The sequence below is a fragment of the Billgrantia sp. NRB1 genome, from assembly GCF_056921725.1.
This window is the reverse complement of record NZ_CM167783.1, coordinates 1,385,233-1,406,044: the sequence shown is the minus strand read 5'-3', so window position 1 is coordinate 1,406,044 and position 20,812 is coordinate 1,385,233. Positions and strand designations below refer to the sequence as shown.

The 20,812-nt window shown below is 66.7% G+C and carries 14 protein-coding genes; 1 reads left to right on the top strand and 13 read right to left on the bottom strand.

What is annotated here, in order from left to right:
* Positions 1-27: 27 nt before the first annotated feature.
* From pstA to ACZIYR_RS06350, 5 genes are all read right to left on the bottom strand, one after another.
* Positions 28-1,704 carry a phosphate ABC transporter permease PstA gene (pstA, locus tag ACZIYR_RS06370; protein ID WP_483528607.1) on the bottom strand — a complete coding sequence of 559 codons (1,677 nt, stop codon included), beginning with the start codon at positions 1,702-1,704 and terminating at the stop codon, positions 28-30.
* Between the two features lie 15 nt (positions 1,705-1,719).
* Positions 1,720-4,008: an ABC transporter permease subunit gene (locus tag ACZIYR_RS06365; protein ID WP_473032919.1), complete on the bottom strand. Its 2,289-nt coding sequence runs from the start codon at positions 4,006-4,008 to the stop codon at positions 1,720-1,722.
* 134 nt (positions 4,009-4,142) lie between these two features.
* Entirely contained in the window at positions 4,143-5,099 is a 957-nt protein-coding gene (locus ACZIYR_RS06360) for a PstS family phosphate ABC transporter substrate-binding protein (protein ID WP_483528606.1), read from the bottom strand.
* A gap of 156 nt (positions 5,100-5,255) precedes the next feature.
* Positions 5,256-5,990 (bottom strand): TSUP family transporter, encoded by a 735-nt coding sequence (locus tag ACZIYR_RS06355; RefSeq protein WP_483528605.1) that lies wholly within the window; start codon positions 5,988-5,990, stop codon positions 5,256-5,258.
* Entirely contained in the window at positions 5,983-7,167 is a 1,185-nt protein-coding gene (locus ACZIYR_RS06350; RefSeq protein ID WP_473032917.1) for a multidrug effflux MFS transporter, read from the bottom strand. The genes ACZIYR_RS06355 and ACZIYR_RS06350 overlap by 8 nt, the downstream gene beginning before the upstream one ends.
* 155 nt (positions 7,168-7,322) lie before the next feature.
* On the opposite strand from ACZIYR_RS06350, the gene tal reads away from it, so the two are divergent.
* Complete coding sequence (tal, locus tag ACZIYR_RS06345; protein WP_473032916.1) at positions 7,323-8,270, top strand: transaldolase; 948 nt, start codon at positions 7,323-7,325, stop codon at positions 8,268-8,270.
* Positions 8,271-8,374: 104 nt separating this feature from the next.
* Here the strand turns inward: tal and ACZIYR_RS06340 are convergent, their stop codons facing one another.
* The 8 genes from ACZIYR_RS06340 to ACZIYR_RS06305 all read right to left on the bottom strand — a co-directional run bounded on the left by ACZIYR_RS06340 (position 8,375) and on the right by ACZIYR_RS06305 (position 20,743).
* Entirely contained in the window at positions 8,375-8,884 is a 510-nt protein-coding gene (locus ACZIYR_RS06340) for an STAS domain-containing protein (RefSeq protein ID WP_473032915.1), read from the bottom strand.
* The gene (locus tag ACZIYR_RS06335) at positions 8,871-10,055 is read right to left on the bottom strand and encodes a PP2C family protein-serine/threonine phosphatase (protein ID WP_483528604.1); all 1,185 of its coding nucleotides are present in this window, start codon (positions 10,053-10,055) and stop codon (positions 8,871-8,873) included. Before ACZIYR_RS06335 ends, ACZIYR_RS06340 begins: the two co-directional genes overlap by 14 nt.
* Before the next feature lie 12 nt (positions 10,056-10,067).
* A complete protein-coding gene (locus ACZIYR_RS06330; RefSeq protein ID WP_473032914.1) occupies positions 10,068-10,820 on the bottom strand; it encodes an MlaA family lipoprotein in 753 nt (250 codons plus the stop codon).
* Positions 10,821-10,885: 65 nt separating this feature from the next.
* Positions 10,886-12,007 (bottom strand): beta-ketoacyl-ACP synthase III, encoded by a 1,122-nt coding sequence (locus tag ACZIYR_RS06325; RefSeq protein WP_483528603.1) that lies wholly within the window; start codon positions 12,005-12,007, stop codon positions 10,886-10,888.
* Between the two features lie 104 nt (positions 12,008-12,111).
* On the bottom strand, positions 12,112-16,059 hold the full coding sequence (gene hrpA, locus ACZIYR_RS06320) for an ATP-dependent RNA helicase HrpA (RefSeq protein WP_483529052.1): 3,948 nt from the start codon (positions 16,057-16,059) through the stop codon (positions 12,112-12,114).
* Between the two features lie 227 nt (positions 16,060-16,286).
* Positions 16,287-17,975 carry an AMP-binding protein gene (locus ACZIYR_RS06315; RefSeq protein WP_483528602.1) on the bottom strand — a complete coding sequence of 563 codons (1,689 nt, stop codon included), beginning with the start codon at positions 17,973-17,975 and terminating at the stop codon, positions 16,287-16,289.
* A 229-nt stretch (positions 17,976-18,204) separates the two neighbouring features.
* Complete coding sequence (locus ACZIYR_RS06310) at positions 18,205-18,993, bottom strand: class II glutamine amidotransferase (protein WP_473032913.1); 789 nt, start codon at positions 18,991-18,993, stop codon at positions 18,205-18,207.
* Positions 18,986-20,743 carry a vWA domain-containing protein gene (locus tag ACZIYR_RS06305; protein ID WP_483528601.1) on the bottom strand — a complete coding sequence of 586 codons (1,758 nt, stop codon included), beginning with the start codon at positions 20,741-20,743 and terminating at the stop codon, positions 18,986-18,988. Before ACZIYR_RS06305 ends, ACZIYR_RS06310 begins: the two co-directional genes overlap by 8 nt.
* Positions 20,744-20,812 lie beyond the last annotated feature (69 nt).

Below are 20,812 nucleotides of genomic sequence, written 5' to 3'. Positions count from 1 at the left end.
CAGCCGCCGCTCGACGTTCGGTGTAGATCAGTCGGAGGCGGCGCGGTAGCGCTCGCGCAGCCGATTGCGGATGCTGATGGCGGTCAGGTTGAGCACGATGATCAACAGCACCAGCACCAGCGCCGTGGCATAGACCAGCGGGCGGGCGGCCTCGACGTTGGGGCTCTGGAAGCCCACGTCGTAGATATGAAAGCCCAGGTGCATGATCTGCCGATCCAGGTGGATGAACGGGAAGGTGCCGTCGACGGGCAGGGTCGGCGCCAGCTTGACTACCCCCACCAGCATCAGCGGCGCCACCTCGCCCGCGGCGCGGGCAATGGCCAGAATCATGCCGGTCATCATCGCCGGGGTGGCCAGGGGCACCACCACCTTCCACAGGGTCTCGGACTTGGTCGCCCCCAGGGCCAGGGAGCCCTGGCGCACCGCGGAGGGGATCCGTGCCAGGCCCTCCTCGGTGGAGACGATCACCACCGGCAGGGTCAGCAGCGCCAGGGTCAAGGAGGCCCAGATCAGCGCCGGAGAGCCGAAGGTGGGCGACGGCAGCCGCTCCGAGTAGAACAGCTCATCGATGGAGCCACCCAGGGTATAGATGAAGAACCCCAGGCCGAAGACGCCATAGACGATGGAGGGCACCCCGGCGAGGTTATAGACCGAGATACGGATCAGGCGCAGCAGCGGTCCTTGCCGGGCATATTCCCGCAGGTAGATGGCGGCCAGCACGCCGAAGGGACTGACGATCATCGACATCAGCAGCACCATGGTCACGGTGCCGAAGATCGCCGGGAAGATGCCGCCGGCGGTGTTGGCTTCGCGGGGCTCGCCGCTGACGAAGGCCCAGAACTGCTGCACGTACTCGACCATTTTCGCGGGCAGCGAGAGGCTGTTGGGCTGCACGGCGCGCACGATCTCGCCGATGCGAATCTGCACCTCCTGCCCGCCGGCCACCGTGGCCACTAGGGTGTCGCGATGGAGCTCGCGGCGCAGCACATCGATCTCACCACGCAGCGTCTGGAACGCCTCCTGCAGGCTGGCCTGACGCGCCGTGATAGCCTCCAGCTCGACCTGACGCGCCTCGGGGTCGATGTCGGGGTCCCGCTGCAGGGCCCGCTCGCGCAGGCGCAGCTCCTCCATTTCCGCGCTGATCACCCCGACGTCGTTGCGCTCGATCCGGCGCAGCTCACGAAACAGCCTATTGGCACGCTCGACGCGAGCCTGCAGCGCCTCCCACAGGCCTTCGCCTTCGGCGACCACCTCGCCCTCTTGCAGCACGCGCAGCGGATAGCCGTAGAAGTCACCCCATTCGCGGCGCTCCAGACGCATGGCATCCGGGGGCGAGCGCCATTCGGACATCTGCAGCTCGGCATACCAGGCGAAGTCCTGACCGGTCACGTCGCGGTTGCCCTGCTTGATCAGATGACGGGTGACCAGATCCCCCATGCCCAGCTCGGGCGGCACATTGATCCCGGCATCCCGCGCCACGGCCACGGGAATGGTCTCGGAGCGTACATGCTCGCCCATCACCATCTGGCCGATACCCCGCTCAGGATCGCCCACCTGAAATTCGACGATCTCGCTCGGGTAGAAATGGCTGAGGCCGCGGACGGCGATCAGGCCGATCAGCCCCAGCACCATGATGATCGAGATCGCCACCGCGCCGGCATTCAACCAGACCCAGGGGGCACCGCTTTTCCACCAACGTTTCATCGAAGTCTCCCGGAATCAGAGGTTGCCGTAGCGCTTGCGCAGGCGCTGGCGAATGATCTCGGCCAGGGTATTGACCACGAAGGTCATGGCCAGCAGGACAAGGGCGGCGAGGAACAGGACCCGGAAGTGGCTGGAGCCCACGGCGGATTCGGTGAGTTCCACGGCGATATTGGCCGACAGGGTGCGCATGCCCTCGAAGATATTGAAATTCATGATCGGGCTGTTGCCGGTCGCCATCAGCACGATCATGGTCTCCCCTACCGCACGGCCGAAGCCCATCATCACCGCCGAGAACATGCCGATGCTGGCCGTGGGCAGCACCACCCCCACCACGGTCTGCCAGCGGGTGGCACCGAGGGCCAGCGACCCCTGGGTCAGGTGCTTGGGCACGTTGAACACCGCATCCTCGGCGATGGAGAAGATCGTCGGGATCACCGCAAAACCCATGGCGATACCCACCACCAGGGCGTTGCGCTGGTCATAGCTGATGCCGTTGTCGGTAAGCCACTGGCGCAGGCTGCCGTCGAAGAAGGCGATCTCCACGTAGGGGCTCGCCGCGACACAGGCCCAGCCCACCAGAATGACGATCGGCATGAGCAGCACCGCCTCCCAGCCGTCGGGCACCCGGGTCCGCAGCCGTTCGGGCAGGCGACTCCACAGGTAGGCAAAGGCCAGCATGGCGATGGGCATCATCAACAGGACGCTGAACACCGCCGGCAGGCGATTCTCGACGAAAGGGGCGAGCCACAGGCCGGCCAGGAAGCCGAGGATCACCGTGGGCAGCGCCTCCATCACTTCGATGGTGGGCTTGACCTTGCCGCGCAGCTTGGGCGACATGAAATAGGCGGTGTAGATAGCCCCCATCAGCGCCAGCGGGGTGGCGAACAGCATGGCGTAGAAAGCCGCCTTGAGGGTGCCCAGGGTCAGCGGCACCAGGCTCATCTTGGGCTCGAATTCGTCACCGCCCGCCGAAGACTGCCAGACGAAGCGTGGCTGGCTGCTGCCCTCGTACCACACCCGCTGCCACAGCGAGGAGAAGGAGATATCGGGGTGGCGATTGCTGACGCTGGCCACCTGCAGCTGGCGGTTCTCGTCGACAAGCAGCGCCATCGAGTTGACCGGCGAGATGGCGATCCGCGCAAGCGGCCCCTGTGCCATCCGGGCATCGAAGACATCGGCCGAGGCGGTGGCGTGATGGATCCCCAGGTTGCCCTGTGCATCGCCCACCAGAAAGCCCCGCCGCGAATACTCCGCCTCGATATGGGTGATCGGGGCTTGATAGCGGGCGAAGTCGCGAATATGCGTCAGGTCGTGACGGTTCTGGTCATCCCGGACCGGGAAATACTGACGCACCTGGCCATCTGAGGTACCGGCAATGACCGATACCGTACCATTGAGCAGGGCCATATGGGTGACATAGCCGCTGTCGGTGACCGGCACCGCCCCACGGTATTGGGGGGCGCGCAGGTTGCCGATATCGTAGTGATGGATATAGCCGGCGTCGTCGGCGACGTAGAGGTGGCGAAAACGGTTGTCGATGAGGATCTGCCGGGCGCGGCCGTCGAAGCCGGGCAGCTCGGCGGTGGTCTGCTCCACGCTCACTTCCCCGGTCATGATGTTTTCCCGGCGGTCGAAGGAGGTCACCATCAGGGTGCCGTCCTCGAGCTCGGCCGCCGCATAGATGCCGCGGTCGCTCACCTGCAGGCCCAACACCTGGATGGCGCGGCCCTCCTCGTCCAGGGTCAAGGGTGCCTCGTCGAGGGGAAAGCGCAGCTCCGGCTCGATATGGCGCAAGTTATCCGGGTAGGTGATCGCGTATTCGATCTGCCCGAGGCTGATCTCGCCGGTGTCATAGCCATAGGCGAAGGCCCGCGTCGTGGCGAAGCCGGTGGCGAAGGCCGTCGTCTGGGCGGCCTCCGGGCGCGGCATCTCGAAGGCGGCGCGCCCCGCACCATCCTCCAGCTCGAAGAAGGTGATGCGCCCCCTGTCCGTGAAGCTCGCCCCCAGGGTGTCGTAGCGATCAACGGTCAGGTGCTCGAGTGTCTCCCCTTCTTCCAGTCCGGGCGTGGCATAGGTCTGCTGGGTCGATACCTGGGCCGACTGGAAGAGCGGCATGATCTCGGAGAAGAGATAGACGAAGATCATCCCCAGGGCGAGCACCACGCCGATGCCGGCGGCGCCGATGCCGTAGCGGGAGGCACCGTCCCGAAACGCACGCTTGCGCCGCAGGCGCTCGCGCTGTTCGGGGCTGGGCAGCAGCGATCTGCCTTTCGCCGAGGCGGGGAGCTGGGACAGGTCATTCATGATGGCTGGGCAATCCCGACAGGTGGAAAGATAGACAGAGGGTAAGCAGCCACCATGACAGCCATGTGACAGCCCACCCCAAAACGCCAAAAGGGGCGCCGAAGCGCCCCGGTACATCCCTGCATGACGAACGGTCAGTCGATGCCCAGCTCGCCGCGCACCCGGCTGGCCACGCTCTCGGGCAGCGGGATGTAGCCATCGCGGGCGGTCACTTCCTGCCCCTGCTGGGAGAGCACCATGCGCAGGAACTCGGCCTGCTGCGGCGCCAGGTCCTCATTGGGGTGCTTGTTGACGTAGACGAACAGGAAGCGGGAGAGCGGGTAGTTCTCGCTGTCCACCGGGTAGGCCTCCTCGCCCTCGTCGCGGGCCACCGGCACGGCACGCACCTGAGAGGTGATATAGCCGATGCCCGAGTAGCCGATGCCGTTGATCGACTCGCTCACGCCCTGCACCACCGAAGCGGAGCCCGGCTGCTCGTTGATGGTGTCCTTGAAGTCGCCGCCGCACAGCGCGTTCTCGGCGAAGAAGGCGTAGGTGCCGGAAACCGCGTTACGGCTGTAGAGAGTGAAGTCACGATTCTCCCAGGCACCGTCCAGGCCCAGCTGGCCCCAGCGGGTGATGTCCTGGTCATAGCCGCAGCGGCGGGTGTCGGAGAAGATGGCATCGACCTGCGGCAGGGTGATGCTCTCCAGGGGGTTGTCCTGGTTGACGTAGACCGCCAGGGCGTCGATGGCCACCGGCACCATGGTCGGCGGATAGCCGAAGCGATCCTCGAAGGCCTGGATCTCAGAGGTACGCATCTCGCGGCTCATGGGGCCGAACTGGGCGGTGCCCTCGGTCAGGGCAGTGGGGGCGGTACCCGAGCCGGCCCCCTGGATCTGGATGTTGATATTCGGATAGAAACCGGCGAATTCCTCGGCCCACAGGGTCATCAGGTTGTTCAGGGTGTCGGAGCCGATGCTGGTCATGTTGCCGGAGATGCCACTGACGGGCTCATAGGCGGGCAGGTTGGGGTCGACGCGATCCGCCATGGCAGCGGTGGTGACAAACGAGGCACCGATAACGGCAGCAGCGATGAGCTTGAGTTTCATCTTGGTCTCCAGGGTTCGTGCGCTAATGAGTCGCAGCGTTGTGGTCTCGGTCCGCTCTACGTGAACCGATGGCTGCGACTATAGGGAGACCGGATGACACTTCAGTGACATTTGCCGGCGGTTTGATGAACCTTGTGTGACAGTGACCCTAAGGGCTTATATCAATAGCCCCAGTGCCGCCAGGGTGCACAGCGCAAGCGATACTCCCTGCAGCAGGCGCCGGTCGAGGCGGTGAGCAATGCGGTTGGCCAGCGCGGTGCCCAGCAGCACCGCCGGCGAGAGGCTCAGCGCCAAGGCCAGGTGCCACAGGCGGACCTGCCCCGCCAGGGCCAGGGTGGCCAGGGTCATCAGCGAGGTGATGATAAAGAAGGCAGACAGCGTACCGCGCAGCCGATTGGGCGACAGCCCGTGCATCAACAGCACCATCGGCGGCCCGCCGATGGCTGCCACCGTTCCGAAGATCCCGGAGAGCACCCCGGCACCGAAGAGGGTGCCCGAGTTGACCGGCAGCCGAAAACGAAACAGCGTCACCGCCACGGCGAACAGCACGCTGCCGGCGATAAGCGTCTCCAGCACGGCCATGGGAGCGGCCAGCAGCAGCCAGAGGCCCAGGGCGTTGCCGGGCACACGCCCCACCAGCGCCATGCCGATCTCGCCGATGCGTACCTCCTGAAGGTAGTGGCGCACGGTGAGCAGCGACACCGTGAACCCGAACAGCACCAAAATCACCGGCACCAGTCGCGGCTCCAGCATCAGCAGCAGGGGCGCCCCCACCACCGCCAGGCCGAAGCCGGTAGCGCGCTGCACGAAGGCGCCGAGCATCAGCGTCAGCGCGCAGCCGAGCCAGGTCGCCAGCGACAGATCGAACCAGGCAAGCAGGCCGTCAGGCATGAGCCGGCGTACCCGCCAGGCGTCTCAGGCCGGCATTGCCAATCAAGGATGCCGCCAGCATGGTCAGCACCATGGGCCAGAGGCTCTCGATCTCGAAGGCGCCCACCATGACCCCGGCCAGGGCCGCAGCACCGAACTTGATGCCGCCCATCATCGCCGTGGCCGTGGCACTCATATGGCCGAACTGATCGAGCAGCAGCGACATGGCGTTGGGGGTGATCAGGCCGATCATCCCCGAATAGCACATGACCAGCACCACCACCACCGGCAGCGACGCCACCCCCGCCACGGCGGCCAGTACCAGACATAGCGCCATCGTCAGCTGAACGGCAAGCCCCAGCAGCAGGTTTTGCAGCGGCGAGCGCCTGTGCAGCAGCTGGATGTTGAGCTGATTGGAGAGCGCAATGACGATCACGTTGATCCCCAGCACGAAGGGGTAGACCGCCGGCGACAGCCCGAAGTGCTCCAGGTAGACATAGGGCGAGGCGGTCACGAAGGCGAAAAGCCCGCCGAAGGAGGCCGCCACCGCGCAGATATAGCCTACCGCCTCGCGATGACCCAGTACGCTGGCGTAGTTGCGCAACACCTGGCGAAAGGAGGCGGCGGGCTGCCCCGGCGCCCGGGTCTCAGGTAGCCGGGTGCCCATCAGCCACATCAGGAAGGCCGCATAGACCGCCAGGAACACAAAGATCAGCCACCAGTCGGCGAGATAGAGCAGCCCACTGCCCACCAGCGGTGCCACCAGCGGCGCCAGCATCATGATCATCGCCATGGTCGACATGACGCTGGCCGCCTGGCGGCCGCTGAAGCAGTCGCGCACGATGGCGGCCGAATTGACCACGCAGGCCCCGCCCCCGAGCGCCTGCACGAACCGCCAGACCAAAAGCTCGGTCAGCGAGTCGACCGTGGTGATCGCCAGGCTCGCCAGCAAGAAGGCCAGCAGCCCGGCGAGCAGCACCGGCTTGCGGCCCAGACGGTCGGAGAGCGGCCCGAACAGCAGCTGGCCGATGGCAAAGCCGGCCAGGAAGGTGCTGATCGACAGCTCGGTGTGATGAATGCTGGCGCCTACATGGTCGGCCAGCACGCTCATGGCAGGCAGGTAGGCATCGATGGCAAAGGGGGCCAGGGCGGTGTTGGCCGCTACCAGCAGCGCCACGCGACGAGGGTTGAGGCTCAAGGCGGCTCCCGGGTCGAAGAAAGAGGAAAATAGCTAGGCCGCTAATGATAGCCCAGATAACCCCCGCCCGCCTCCCCGCTGGCCTGCCGCTGTCAGCGGGCCGGGCGTCTTGTTAAAGTGGGAAGACGCTTACCACAATGAATTGGAGCCTTCCCATGGCCGACGACCTGCTGTCGCAACTCAAACAGATGACCACCGTGGTGGCAGACACCGGCGACCTGGACGCGATTCGCCGCTTTTCGCCCCATGATGCCACCACCAATCCGTCACTGATCCTGCAGGCCGCCCAGCAGGAGGAGCGGCGCGCCCGCCTGGCCGAGATCGCCCGCCACGCCACCGATATCGACGATGCCCTGGATGCTGTGGCGGTGGAGATCGGCAGCGAGATCGCCGGCCTGGTGCCGGGCTATGTCTCCACCGAGGTCAGCGCCCGACTCTCCTTCGACAGCGATGCCTCCCTGGCCCGCGCCCGCTCGCTGATCGAGCGCTATGACCGCCACGGTGTGGGCCCCGAGCGCATCCTGATCAAGGTGGCCGCCACCTGGGAAGGGATTCGCGCCGCCCGCCAGCTGGAGCGGGAAGGGATTCGCACCAACCTGACCCTGCTGTTCAGCTTCGCCCAGGCCCAGGCCTGCGCCGACGCCGGAGTCACCCTGGTCTCGCCCTTCGTGGGACGCATCCTCGACTGGCACAAGGCGCGCCAGCCCGAGGCCGATTTCTCCGGCGAACGCGACCCCGGCGTGCAGTCGGTGCGGCGAATCTACGAGCATTACAAAGGCCATGGCTACCGGACCATCGTGATGGGCGCCAGCTTCCGCAACAGCGGCGAGATCCTGGCACTGGCCGGCTGCGATCGGCTGACCATTTCCCCGGGGCTGCTCGGTGAGCTGGCCGAGAGCCGCGGCACCCTGAGCCGACGCCTGACCCCGGTGGGCGCCGACACCTCGGCGCCGGAGCCCCACGACGAAGCGGAATTCCGCTGGGCCCTCAACGAGGACGCCATGGCCACCGAGAAGCTCGCCGAGGGCATCCGCAAGTTCACCGACGACCAGCGCAAGCTGGAAGACCTGCTAGGCGAGCTGCGCAAAGGAAAGAGCGCATAAGGGGGCATCCCTTTCCCCTGCCGGGCGACTGGCCGTCACCGGCAGGGGGGAGGCACTCGGATAACAGCCATCGCGCCGAACGGCGAAGAGGAAGGGAGGCGGGATCAGTGGCCCTGGGAGGCCGCCTCCTGGGCTTCGAGCATCTCCACCAGGGGCTGAAACTCCTCGCGGTTGTGCTCGTTCATGCGCATCAGGATGCGGTGTGCCTCGAGAATGCGCCGGCGAGTGGCTTCCATGTCGGCGGGCACCTCGGGCAGGTCGCAGAGCTCGCAGGCCTCGGTGATGGGCGCGTCCACCAGGGTGAAGAACTGGGCAAACCCCATCACCTCGAGCATGCGCTGCACATCGGGATTGTCGGCCACGATGGTGGGCTTGTGCTCGATCTTGTCCCTCACCGCCATGGCCACCTTGGCCAGAAACCCCAGGGCGGTGGAGTCCACGTTGGTGGCCTCGCGCAGGTCGATGATCAGCGCCTTCAGCCCCGGGGTTTCCGAAAGCTGCTCGGCCTGGCTGTCCAGGGTGGCACAGAGGGTCAGTCGCACATCGCCACACAGCTTGAGCACGAAGACACCGGAGTCGAACGCCGCCTTGACGCGGCCTTCATTTATGATCATCGCCAAATCCGCTCAACATCATGATCGTCAGGTCGTCTGGCAGATCCTCGCCGCTGTGGCCCCCTCCAACGTCGATGTCCCGAGGGAGCTCCAGGGCCAGGCTGTCTCGCAGTTCTACCAACGTCGTGCAGTTCAGGACACGTTGCTCGAGTTCCCTGAGCCGCATGTCGAGCGTCTCGCCCGGCAGGCACTCCAATACTCCATCCGAACACAACCATAGCCTGAAGTTCGGCGGGAGACTATGACACAAACGTGGATAGTCGACCTCCGGAAAGAGCCCCACCGGCATGCCATCGCCGGGCAGCTCTTCGACGCGGTCATCGCTGACCAGCAGCGGTCTGGGCAGCTGCGCCCCCAAGGAATAGTGGAGGCAGCGCTCGCGATGGTCAATGACTCCCACGAACAGCGTCATGTGCTTGCCGATACCGGTATCCAGCAGCTCCCGATTCAGCGCCCGAAGCCAGCGTGCGGGCAGCTGGTCCGGCTGTTCGCCGTCCCATTCGTTCAGCCAGCGATTGCACAGGTACTTGAGTAGCACCGTTACGAAGGCCGAGGAGGCCCCGTGGCCCGAGACATCGGCAAAATAGAAGACGCTGAAGCGCTCATCGAAGCGCTGGAAGTCGAGAAAATCGCCGGACAGGTAGAGCGACGGCACGAGCCAGTAGTCGCAGCGAACCCCCCCTAGCGTCTGATCATGCGGCGGCAGCAGCTTGCGCTGGATCTGTCCGCCGGCCTGCTGGTCCAGCCTCAGCAGCGCCAGGTGGGTCTCCAGGCTCTCGTTAAGCTCAGCCAGCCGCTCGCGGTCGCGGTCACGCTCCTCCTCCAGCTGGCGCAGCTCGATAGCCTTGCGAATCATGCGCCGCAGCAGCTGGCCATGGCGCATGGGTTCGACGACATAGTCCACCAGCCCCACGTCCACCGCCGTCAACAGGTCGGCATCCAGACGCGAGTCGCTGACCACCACCGTGGGCAGCCGCTCGGTCAAGCTCGCCCACTCCAGGCTGGGAATCGCCCGGGCATGGGCGACCACCAGCGAGGTGTCCGCCGGCAGGTCCTCGAGCCGCTCGGCAGCCAGCACCGCCAGCCCATCACGGGCGATGGTGTCGGCCAGGGCATCGCGGTAGTCGCCGGGCTCATCGAGTACGCCGATCAACGGCTTGGGGACATCCATGGGCAAGCTGCCTCAGTCAGCGAAGTCTGAATCATCGAAATCCGCATCGTCGAAATCGAAGTCGAAGTCATCGCTGGCGAAGGGGTCGTCGCCCAGTTCGCCATCGCTGACCTCGAAGCGGCGTCGCTGCAGATAGGCATCGCGAATGAAGACATAGCGGTCGCCACGAATCAGCTCCTCCTGATCGAGCAGGCCAGCCCGCATGTCCACCACCCTGAGTGCCGTCAGCCCATAGCGTAGCCTGTCGTCATCCACGTAGGTAAGCGGATAGGTGTAGGTATCCGCCGGCAGACCGGTGGTGTCGCGCAGCGTGCTGGGGCCGAGAAACGGCAGCACCAGGTAGCGCGACTCCTCCCACCCCCAGACCGCCAGGGTCTGGCCGAAATCCTCGTCACGACCGGTGATCTCCATGTGGGTGGCAAAGTCCCACAGCCCGCCGATACCCACGGTGGTATTGATCAAGAACCGTGAGGTGGCGATACCGGCGTTACCCGGCTTGCCTTGCAGCAGGCTGTTGAGGACCGTGCGGATCTCGCCGAGGTTGGAGAAAAAGTTGCCCACCCCGGTCTGCACCGGCTGCGGCGTAACGGTCCGGTAGCCCCGCGACACCGGCTTGAGCACCGCCCGGTCGATGGCGTCGTTGAACACGAACACCTGCCGATTGAAACCCTCCCACGGGTCGTCCGGATGGCGATCCTCGACGGGGATGTTGCCGGCGCAGCCCCCCAGCACGGCCACCAGGGCCAGCGTCATCAGGGTCCGCATGAGTGAACCTGTCCGAGCGTAATCCATTGATACCGCCTCTCTGTCCGGCAGCGCCTGCCGCGACCTCATTGACGACGCACCACGACGCTACCGGCGCTGTAGCCGGCGCCGAAGGAACATACCACGCCCAAGGCGCCCGGGGCCAAATCCTCACGGTGCAGATGGAAGGCGATGATCGAGCCGGCCGAGCTGGTGTTGGCATAGCGGTCGAGGATGATCGGCGCCTGGTCGGGTTCCGGGTCATGGCCCAGCACGCGCCGCGCGATCATGTCGTTCATATGGCGGTTGGCCTGATGCAGCCACAGCCGCGCGAGGTCGCCGCCGGCGAGCTCGAGGCTCGCCAGGTGCTCGCCGATCAGCGCCGCCACCATGGGGCAGACCTCCTTGAACACTCGCCGCCCCTCCTGGACGAATAGCTTGTCGGCCGCCAGCGGGTCGCTGTCGGTCACGCGGTTGAGGAAGCCGGCGTTGTTGCGAATGGCGTTGGAGAAGCGCGTGACCAGCCGGGTGCCGAGCACCGCAAAGCGGGCGTCGGCGGTGGCGACGTCGTCGGCCTCCAGCACGATGGCGGTGCAGGCATCGCCGAAGATGAAGTGGCTGTCGCGGTCGCGAAAATTGAGATGCGCGGAGCAGATCTCGGGGTTCACCACCAGCGCCCGCTTGATGCTGCCGGCGCGGATGGCATTGGCGGCGGTCTCGATGGCGAAGGTGGCCGAAGAGCAGGCCACGTTCATGTCGAAGGCGTAGCCGCCGGCGCCAAGAGCCGCCTGCAGCTCCACGGCCACCGCCGGATAGGGCCGCTCCAGATTGGAGCAGGCAACGATCACCAGGTCGATATCGGCGGCCGCCACCCCGGCGGCGGCCAGGGCGTTGGCGGCCGCGGCCCGGCCCATCTCGCACTGCAGGGAGGGCTCGTCATTGCCCCGCCGCGGCAGGCGCGGGCGCATCCGCTGGGGATCGAGGATACCCTCGGCATCCATCACGTAGCGGCTGTGAATCCCCGAGGCCTTGACGATGAACTCGCTGCTCGAATGGGCCAGGGGGTCGCGCTCACCCGCTGCGATAGCCGCGGCATGGTGGGCATTCTCTTGATCGACCCAGGCATTGAACGCCGCCACCAGGGCATCATTATCGATAGCGTGCGCCGGCGTATAAAGCCCTGTGCCGGTGATCACGACGTCTGTCATGGTGTTCTCCATTAGGCGGCCCGCTGGCCGCATTGCTCACATCGGATATCGACCGATGCGCGTGTTTCCTTAGGCTCTGCCGCGAACGGCGACGCCCCTGGGCGTCAGTCGGTGATCTCGGCCCAGCGCTTCTCCAGCCGCTTGACGGAGACCGGCATCCGGGTACCCAGCTGCTGGGCAAACAGCGAGACCCGCAATTCCTCGATCCACCAGCCGAACTCGACCAGCGCCGGGTCCTCGTAGCCGCCGCGTCGCTGGCATTCGCGCCGCGCGGCCAGGCGGGACTCGAAGTCCTGAACCGCCTGCATGTGCATCTGGTCGCGCATGCGCTCCCGCGGCGCCTTCTCCAGGCGGATCAGCGCGGCCTCCATATAGCGCGGGTACTCCTCGAGCCACTCGCCGGCCTCGGTCACGAAGCCCGGATGCACCAGCCGCTGCATCTGGGCCTTGAGGTCGCTGTAGACCAGCGCCAGGGCCAGGCTGAGGTTGCCCTTGAGCGCCTTGGTGACCGCCAGGTGACCCTCCAGGGCCGCCTGCAGGGTGGCCACCTGGGCCTCGGCATGGGGCACCAGGGTCTCCTCGACCTCGGCCAGGCGCTCCGCCAGCTCATCCTCGGCGCGCGGCAGCGGCGCCTGAGCCACGCGCTGGAGAAAGACCGCCTCGACGAAGTCTTCGTTGAGCTGGCGCTTGCTGCCTACCTTGGCGAACAGCAGCGCGCAGGTATTGAGCCCCTTGAGCCGCTCGATGGCGCGCACCACCTCGGGTCGTCGCGCCATGGCCAGCCGCGCCACGCCGCGCCGGTGAGCCTGCACCGCCTTGCCCGGATGGTCAAACAGTTCGATACGAAACGCCTCGCCCTCGGGCACCAGCGCCGGGTAGGCCTCGACACGAATGCCCGCCTGGGTGGTCACCCGCGACTCGGGCAGCGGCGTCTCGGGCAGCGAGGTCACGTCGGGCTCGCCGCCGGCCTCGGCGGCCAACGCCCTAGCGCCCTCCCCGGCCGCTGCCTCGAAGCGGCGCTCTAGCTCGCGGGCATCGCGCCCCTGCCCCAGCACCTTGCCGTGATGGTCCACCACCTTCAGGTTCATCACCAGGTGGGGCTCGAGCTGCTCGGTATGCCAGTCGTCGGGATGCAGGCGCACCCCGGTCTTGACCCGCAGAAACTCGCCAAGCGCCTCGGTCAGGGGCACGTCTTCGGGTACCAATGCCTCGAGGGCGGCATCCACCCAGTCGGGAATCGGCACCACCTGGCGGCGAATCGACTTGGGCAGCGACTTGAGCAGGGCGATGCACTTGTCGCGCAGCAGGCCCGGCACCAGCCACTCCAGGCGCGCCAGGGGCAGCTGCGGCAGCATAGCGGCGGGCACCGTCAGGGTCACACCATCGTCCGGCGCGCCGGGCTCGAAGCGATAGGCGAGCGGATAGCGCACGCCATCGAGCACCAGCGCGTCGGGATACTGGGCCTGGGTGACCTCCTCCGCCTCCCGGGCCAGCAGCTCGGCGCGATCGAACTTGAGCACCTCGGGGTCGTCGCGCTCGGCCTGCTTGCGCCACTGCTCGAAGCCCTTGCCGGTGGTGATCCCCTCGGGAATCCGCGCGTCGTAGAAGGCGAACAGCGCCTCTTCGTCCACCAGGATATCGCGCTTGCGGGCGCGATCCTCCAGATCCTCGACCTCTTCGATCAGCGCCCGGTTGTGGGCGAAGAACTCACCGCGGGTGCGAAACTCACCCTCGACCAGGGCGCGACGGATAAACAGCTCCCGCGCCTCGACGGGGTCGACGGGACCGTAGTGCACCTTGCGCCCGGCGACGATGGGCAGCCCGAAGAGGGTCACCTGCTCCTTCGCCACCACCTGGGCACGCTTCATCTCCCAGTGCGGCTCGCTGTAGCTACGCTTCACCAGGTGGCCGGCCAGCGGCTCGATCCACTGCGGATCGATCCTGGCCACGGTGCGGGCGAAGAGCCGTGAGGTCTCCACCAGCTCGAAGGCCATGACCCACTTGGGCGGTTTCTTGGCCAGGCCGGAGCCGGGATGGATCATGAACTTGCGGTTGCGCGCCCCCAGGTACTCGCGATTCTCGGTGAGCAGGCCCAGGTGCGAGAGCAGCCCCGGCAGCAGCGCCCGGTGCAGCGTGGCGGCCTGGCGGCGGCGCGCCTCCTGAAGCGCCTTCTCCGCACCGCCCTCCTCGGGGACGGGTCGTGGCGCCGGCGGCGGCACCTCGATCTGCATCTCGCGCAACAGCTGGCGCAGCTGGCGGAAGGTATCGTGCCACTCGCGCAGGCGCAGGTAGTTGAGATAGTGCTCCTTGCACCAGCGCCGCAGCCGGTTGCCGGAGAGCTCGCCGCGGGCGGCCTCGAAGCCGTCCCACAGGTTGAGCAGCGCCACGAAATCGGAGTCGGGATCGCGCCAGCGCCGGTGCGCCTGGTCGGCGGCCTCGCGCTTGTCCGCCGGACGGTCGCGAGGGTCCTGCACCGCCAGCGCCGACACCACGATCAGCACCTCACGCAGCCCGCCCTGCTCGGCCCCGGCCAGCACCATGCGTGCCAGGCGCGGGTCGATGGGCAGCCGCGCCAGCTGGCGTCCGGTCGGGGTCAGGCGATTGCCGGCGTCCACGGCGCCCAGCTCGAAGAGCAGCCGAAAGCCATCCTTGATGAAGCGCGCATCGGGCGGGTCGACGAAGGGAAACGCCTCGATGCTGCCCAGCTTCAGCGACAGCATGGAGAGGATCACCGAGGCCAGGTTGGTGCGGCGGATCTCGGGGTCGGTGAATTCGGGCCGGGCCAGGAAATCCTCCTCGTCATAGAGGCGGATGCAGACCCCTTCGGCCACCCGGCCGCAGCGGCCCTTGCGCTGGTCGGCACTGGCCTGGCTGATCGGCTCCACCGGCAGGCGCTGGATCTTGGCCTTGTAGCTGTAGCGGCTGATGCGCACCAGCCCCGGGTCGATCACGTAGCGGATACCGGGCACGGTGAGCGAGGTCTCGGCCACGTTGGTGGCCAGCACGATGCGACGACCGGCATGGGGAGCGAAGACCCGGTTCTGCTCGGCGTTGGAGAGCCGGGCATAGAGCGGCAGCACCTCGGTGCTCTTGAGGTCGGCGCGGCGCAGGGTGTCGGCGGCCTCACGGATCTCGCGCTCGCCGGGCAGGAAGATCAGGATGTCGCGGGGGCCGTGAAACCAGCGCTTCTCCCGCTCGATGGCCTCGATTTCCTCCACCGCATGGAGGATGCCCTCCTGCAGGGTGCGGTCGGCCTCATCCTCGGCGTCGCGCACCAGCGGGCGGTAGCGGACCTCCACCGGGTAGGTGCGGCCCGAGACCTCCACCACCGGGGCGGGCGTGGGGTCGCCCTGCGCTTCCCCCTTGCGCTCCCCGGGCAGGGCGAAGTGCTCGGCGAAGCGCGCCACGTCGATGGTCGCGGACGTGATGATCACCTTGAGGTCGGGGCGGCGCGGCAGCAGGCGCTTGAGGTAGCCGAGCAGGAAATCGATGTTGAGGCTACGCTCATGGGCCTCGTCGATGATGATCGCCTCGTAGCGCATCAGATCCGGGTCGTGGCGGGTCTCCGCCAGCAGGATACCATCGGTCATCAGCTTGACCAGGGTGGCCTCGTCGGTCTGGTCGGTAAAGCGCACCTGATAGCCGACCTGCTCGCCCAGCGGGACCGCCATCTCCTCGGCCAGGCGCGCGGCCACCGAGCGCGCGGCGAGGCGCCGCGGCTGGGTATGGCCAATCAGCCCGCGACGCCCCAGGCCGAGCTCCAGGCACAGCTTGGGCAGCTGGGTGGTCTTGCCGGAGCCGGTCTCGCCGGCCACCACGACCACCTGATGATCGCGCAGCGCGGCCAGGATATCCTCGCGACGCTCGGCCACCGGCAGCGCCTCGGGATAGGCCAGGGTGACGGGGCGAGCGGCGCGCCGCTCGACCTGGGCCGCCGAGCGTGCCACTGCCTGGGCCACCTCCGCCAGGCCGCGGTCCACGGGCTTGTCCTGGGCCATCCGCCGGGCAAGCCCGCCCAGCCGCCGGCTGAGCTTGGCACGGTCATGCAGCATCACGCCGTCGAGCGCCTGACGCAGGCGCTCGAGCTCGGTGGAGGCGTCACGGAGGGGGGCGGAGTCAGGGCGAGTGGCGGTGGTCACGACATCCTCGAGCAGTGGAACAAAACCTGCCCGCCCCGGCTAAGCCGGGACGGGCAGGATATTGTAACGCCGGCAAAGCAGCGGCGGCTAATTCTGACGATTGCGGCTCGCTATCGCGCGGCAAGGCCGCCGCTATGGCGTCACGCCTGCTCGGCTTGCTGATCCTTCTGGATTTCCTCGTCGCGAAGCTGGCGGCGCAGCACCTTGCCGACGTTGGTCTTGGGGAGCTCGTCGCGGAACTCGATGACCTTGGGCACCTTGTAGGCGGTCAGCTCCTTCTTGCACCAGTCGCGAAGGGTCTCGGCGTCGAGGCTCTCATCCTTGGCCACCACGAACAGCTTGATCACTTCGCCGCTGTTCTCGTCGGGGATCCCCACCGCCGCGGACTCCAGCACCCCGGAGTGGGCCGCCACGACATCCTCGATCTCGTTGGGATAGACGTTGAAGCCGGAGACCAGAATCATGTCCTTCTTGCGATCGACGATACGGATATAGCCGTCTTCCTGCAGCACGGCGATATCACCAGTGTGGAACCAGCCGTCTTCGGTCATCACCTTGGCGGTTTCCTCGTCGCGGTTCCAGTAGCCCTTCATGACCTGAGGCCCCTTGACGCAGAGTTCACCCGGCTCGCCGAACGGCAAGGCATTGTCATCGGCGTCCACCACCTTGACCGCCGTATCGGCCACCGGCTTGCCGATGGTGCCCAGTTGGATGGCATCGATGGGGTTGAAGCTGACGATGGGCGAGGTCTCGGTGAGACCATAGCCCTCGGCGATGGGGCAGCCGGTGATCTCTTCCCAGCGCTGTGCCGCCGCCTTGGTCAAGGCCATGCCACCGGAGATCGTCAGGTGCAGCTTGGAGAAGTCGAGCTGGCGGAAATCCTCGCGGTTGCACATGGCGTTGAACAGGGTGTTCAGGCCGATAAACCCGGTGAACTGCAGTCCCTTGAGCTCCTTGACGAAGTTGTCGAGGTCGCGGGGATTGGTGATGAGCACCGAATGATTGCCGGTTTCCATCAAGAACAGACAGTTCACCGTAAAGGTATAGATGTGGTAGACGGGCAGCGGCGCGATCACCACCTCCTTGCCCTCGTCGAGGCCAGGACCGATGGCTTGACGGGCCTGTAGCATGTTGGCCACCAGGTTGCGGTGGGTCAGCATGGTGCCCTTGGGCAGGCCGGTGGTCCCGCCCGTGTACTGCAGCGCGGCGATGTCATCCAGCTCGCGCTCGACCTCGCGGTGCTGGCGCGCGGCGCCCGCCTTGAGGGCCTGACGAAACGGCACCGCCATGGGCAGCGAATAGGCCGGTACCATCTTCTTGACGTACTTGACCACGGCGTTGATCAGCAGCCGCTTGGGGAAGCCGTGCAGGTCGCCCAGCTCGGTGACCAGCACATGCTCGATATCGGTACGATCGAGTACCTTCTCCAGCTTGTCGGCCATGTTGGCCAGGATGAGAATGGCCCTAGCCCCGGAGTCCTTGAACTGGTGAGCCATCTCGCGCTCGGTATAGAGCGGGTTGGTGTTGACCACCACCAGCCCCGCGCGCATGGCGCCGAACACCGCCACCGGGAACTGCAGCACATTGGGCAGCTGGATGGCGATACGGTCGCCCGGCTGGAGGCCGGTCTCATGCTGCAGCCAGGCGGCGAAATCGGCGGATAGCCGATCCAGATCCGCGAAGCTCAGGGTCTGGCCCATGCAGCTAAAGGCCGGGTTGTCGGCGAAGCGCTTGACGGCGGCATGGAAGACCTCCATGACCGAGCGGTAATCCTCCATGCCCTCCAGTTGAGGACCGTTCAGGATCGGAGCGCTGGCGTGTTCACTCATAAGCAGTTTCTCCACGGCATCGTCGATGTCGTGGGCCACCCCCGAGCATCGACAGTTGTTGTTCTGCAATGAACCCCTACGATATACCAAGCGCCGGCGGACTGTAAAACGACCGATTGAAACAGTCGTTCACGGGCCATTGCATTCGATTCCCAACAGCCGCTGTCGCCTTCAACGTGGGCAATACGGCGGCGAAAGGCAAGCCGCCCCCTCCACGCTGACACAACCCTCAGGGAGTGGCATAGCGCGCCAGGATCCTGCCTTGTCGCCACACCAGCAGCTCACCCGGCAGCATGCGCACCCACTCCTCGTTGCTGGTCAGGGGTTCGGTGGCCACCACCGACACGATGTCGTCGGGCGTAGTGTGTTCGGCGAAGTTCACGGTCAGTTCGGCATCGGAGAGCTCCGCCTTGCCGAACGGCGCGCGGCGGGTGATGTGTGCCAGCTTGGTCGAGCAGTAGGTATAGAGGTAGTCGCCATCCGCCAGCAGCAGATTGAAGACCCCCAGGCCACGCAGTCGTTCGCAGAGCCGATGCAGCAGGCACCACAGCGCCTCCCGCTCGCCCTCCTCGGGGGCCTTGGGAAAGTGCTGGCGCAACTCGCCCATCAGCCAGCAGAAGGCGTGCTCGCTATCGGTATCACCCACCGGGCGGTAGAAGGAGAGCGGCAGCGATGCCCAGTCCGCCAGCTGGCCGTTATGAGCATAGCACCAGGTCTGCCCCCACATTTCGCGGGTGAAGGGGTGGGTATTGGCGAGCCGCACCTCGCCCACGTTGGCCTGGCGAATATGGCTGATGACGATATGCGACTTGATCGGGTAGTCACAGATCAGCCGGGCGATCGGCGAACGCACCGACGGGTGGGGGTCGCGAAAATCGCGGTAGCCGCCCGCTTCGTAGAAGGCGATTCCCCAGCCGTCGCGGTGAGGTCCAGTGCCACCGCCACGATGCAAGAAGCCGGTAAAACTGAAACAGATATCGGTGGGCACATTGGCACTCATGCCCAGTAGCTCACACATACGGCTCCTCCCGGTGATAACCCCTCGTCGCCCGGCGCCGGCGGCGCCACCGCCACCCCAGCAGAACCGCCCCGAACACCACCAAGAGCGCCGCCCAGAGCCGAGGATCACCGCCATAGGTGTCCCATAGCCGCTGCCGCGGCGCCGCCGTGCCGTGCCACTGACGCCAGGCCCGCTGCCAGAGCCCATCGATCAGGTCGACGACGCGGTCCGCCGCACTGAGGGGCGCGACCGGCTCGGGTTCCCGGACCGGCGCCAGCTCCTCATGAAAGCGCTCCACCACCACGGCCGGGGCGGTATCGGCCCGATCGATGCCGGTCGGCCCATCCGGAAACAGCATCAGGCGCGGCAGGCGAAGCTCGCGAGAGCGCCCCTCGAGGGTAATCTGTGCCCGCAGCATCAGCGGCTGACTGAGCTCGGTGTCCAGGTCGGGCAGCCGCATGGCCCAGCGCCGCCTCTCCACCGCTTCAGCCGCCAGACGCTCGCCCTGCAGCTCCCCGTGCAAACGGGTGTTGTCGCGGTGCAGCAGGGGGTGCTCGGCCCTAAGCAAGACGCGATGGGCCGCCACCTCATGGTGCGCCGTGATGGCCGGCTGGACATTCACCGGCTGAAGGCGCTGACGGCGTAGCCCCTGCGCCTCTGCACGCACCACCAGCTGCGCCGTACCGGTCAGGGCCGGCGCGGGCAGCACGCCAACGAAGCGGCCCCCATCGGGCTGCAGCACCTTCGCCGACTGGATCCGCCCCGCCTCGTCACGCAGCTCGGCCGTCACCTGCAGGTGGGGCGGCAGCGCTTCGCCGGTGAGCCGCTCGCCCTCCCGCGCCAGCCAGGCCTGAACCGGCACGTCGAAACCGAGATACAGGGTGCCCGGCAACCCGGCGGTCTGCAGGCTCAGCGGCGACACCACGGTGATGCGGCTCTCATGCCCAACGTCACCCTCGATCTGCCACTGCCCCGGCATCGGGTCAGGTACCTGGATCAGGTCATAGCGAGGCTCGCTGCGCCAGCGCCAGCCGTCCGGCGGGGCAGCGGCTTGGTGACGGCTGCCGTCCGGGGCGACCAGTACCGGCGGCGTCGCCTGGTGAAACAGCAGCGCCGAGAAGCTCTCCAGCCCGGGCTCGATCAGGAAACGATCGTCGCTCAGCGGCACTCGGTCCGCGGGGAAGATTCGATCGACGATATTCAGGAAGGCGCCAAGCAGCGCCTCGGGCGTATTGACCGGCGCCGAGAGCCCCCCGGTCTGCCGGGCGAGCCGCTCCACCAGCGCCAGGTCGGCCTCCTCGGAGAAGGCGATGCCATGGACGACCACGCCCTGCTCGGCCAGCCGCGGGACCAGCTCATCCAGCAGGGCCTGGCGCGAGGCGGCGTCGATGTCCGGCTTGGCGCCTCGCCAAGGCGGCAAGTCGATCATGCCGTCGGTCAACAGCACCAAGTGTCGCCAGCCTTCGGCCTCGGCCCGGGCGGCTTCACGCACCGCCGCCTCGATATCGGTGAACGGCTGGTAGTCCACCAGCCGTGGCCTCAAGGCCAGCGCCCGCTGGCGCCACTCGGCATCCACCTGCCCCAGCGGCAGCGGATTGGCCACCCTTTCACCGAAGGTCCAGACACCCGCGGAGACGCCGCTCGGCAGCAGGGCGACCAGCAGCTCCAGAGCATCGGCCGCCAGCTGCTCGGGGTCGTTGTGACGCATGCTCCCCGAGACATCGACGATCAACCGAACATCCGGCGCCTCCTGCAACGGTGACGCCATCAGGCTCCCCGTCAGCAGGGTCGCCGCAACGAGCGCTGCCAGCCGCCGACATCGGCGTCTCCCGTACCC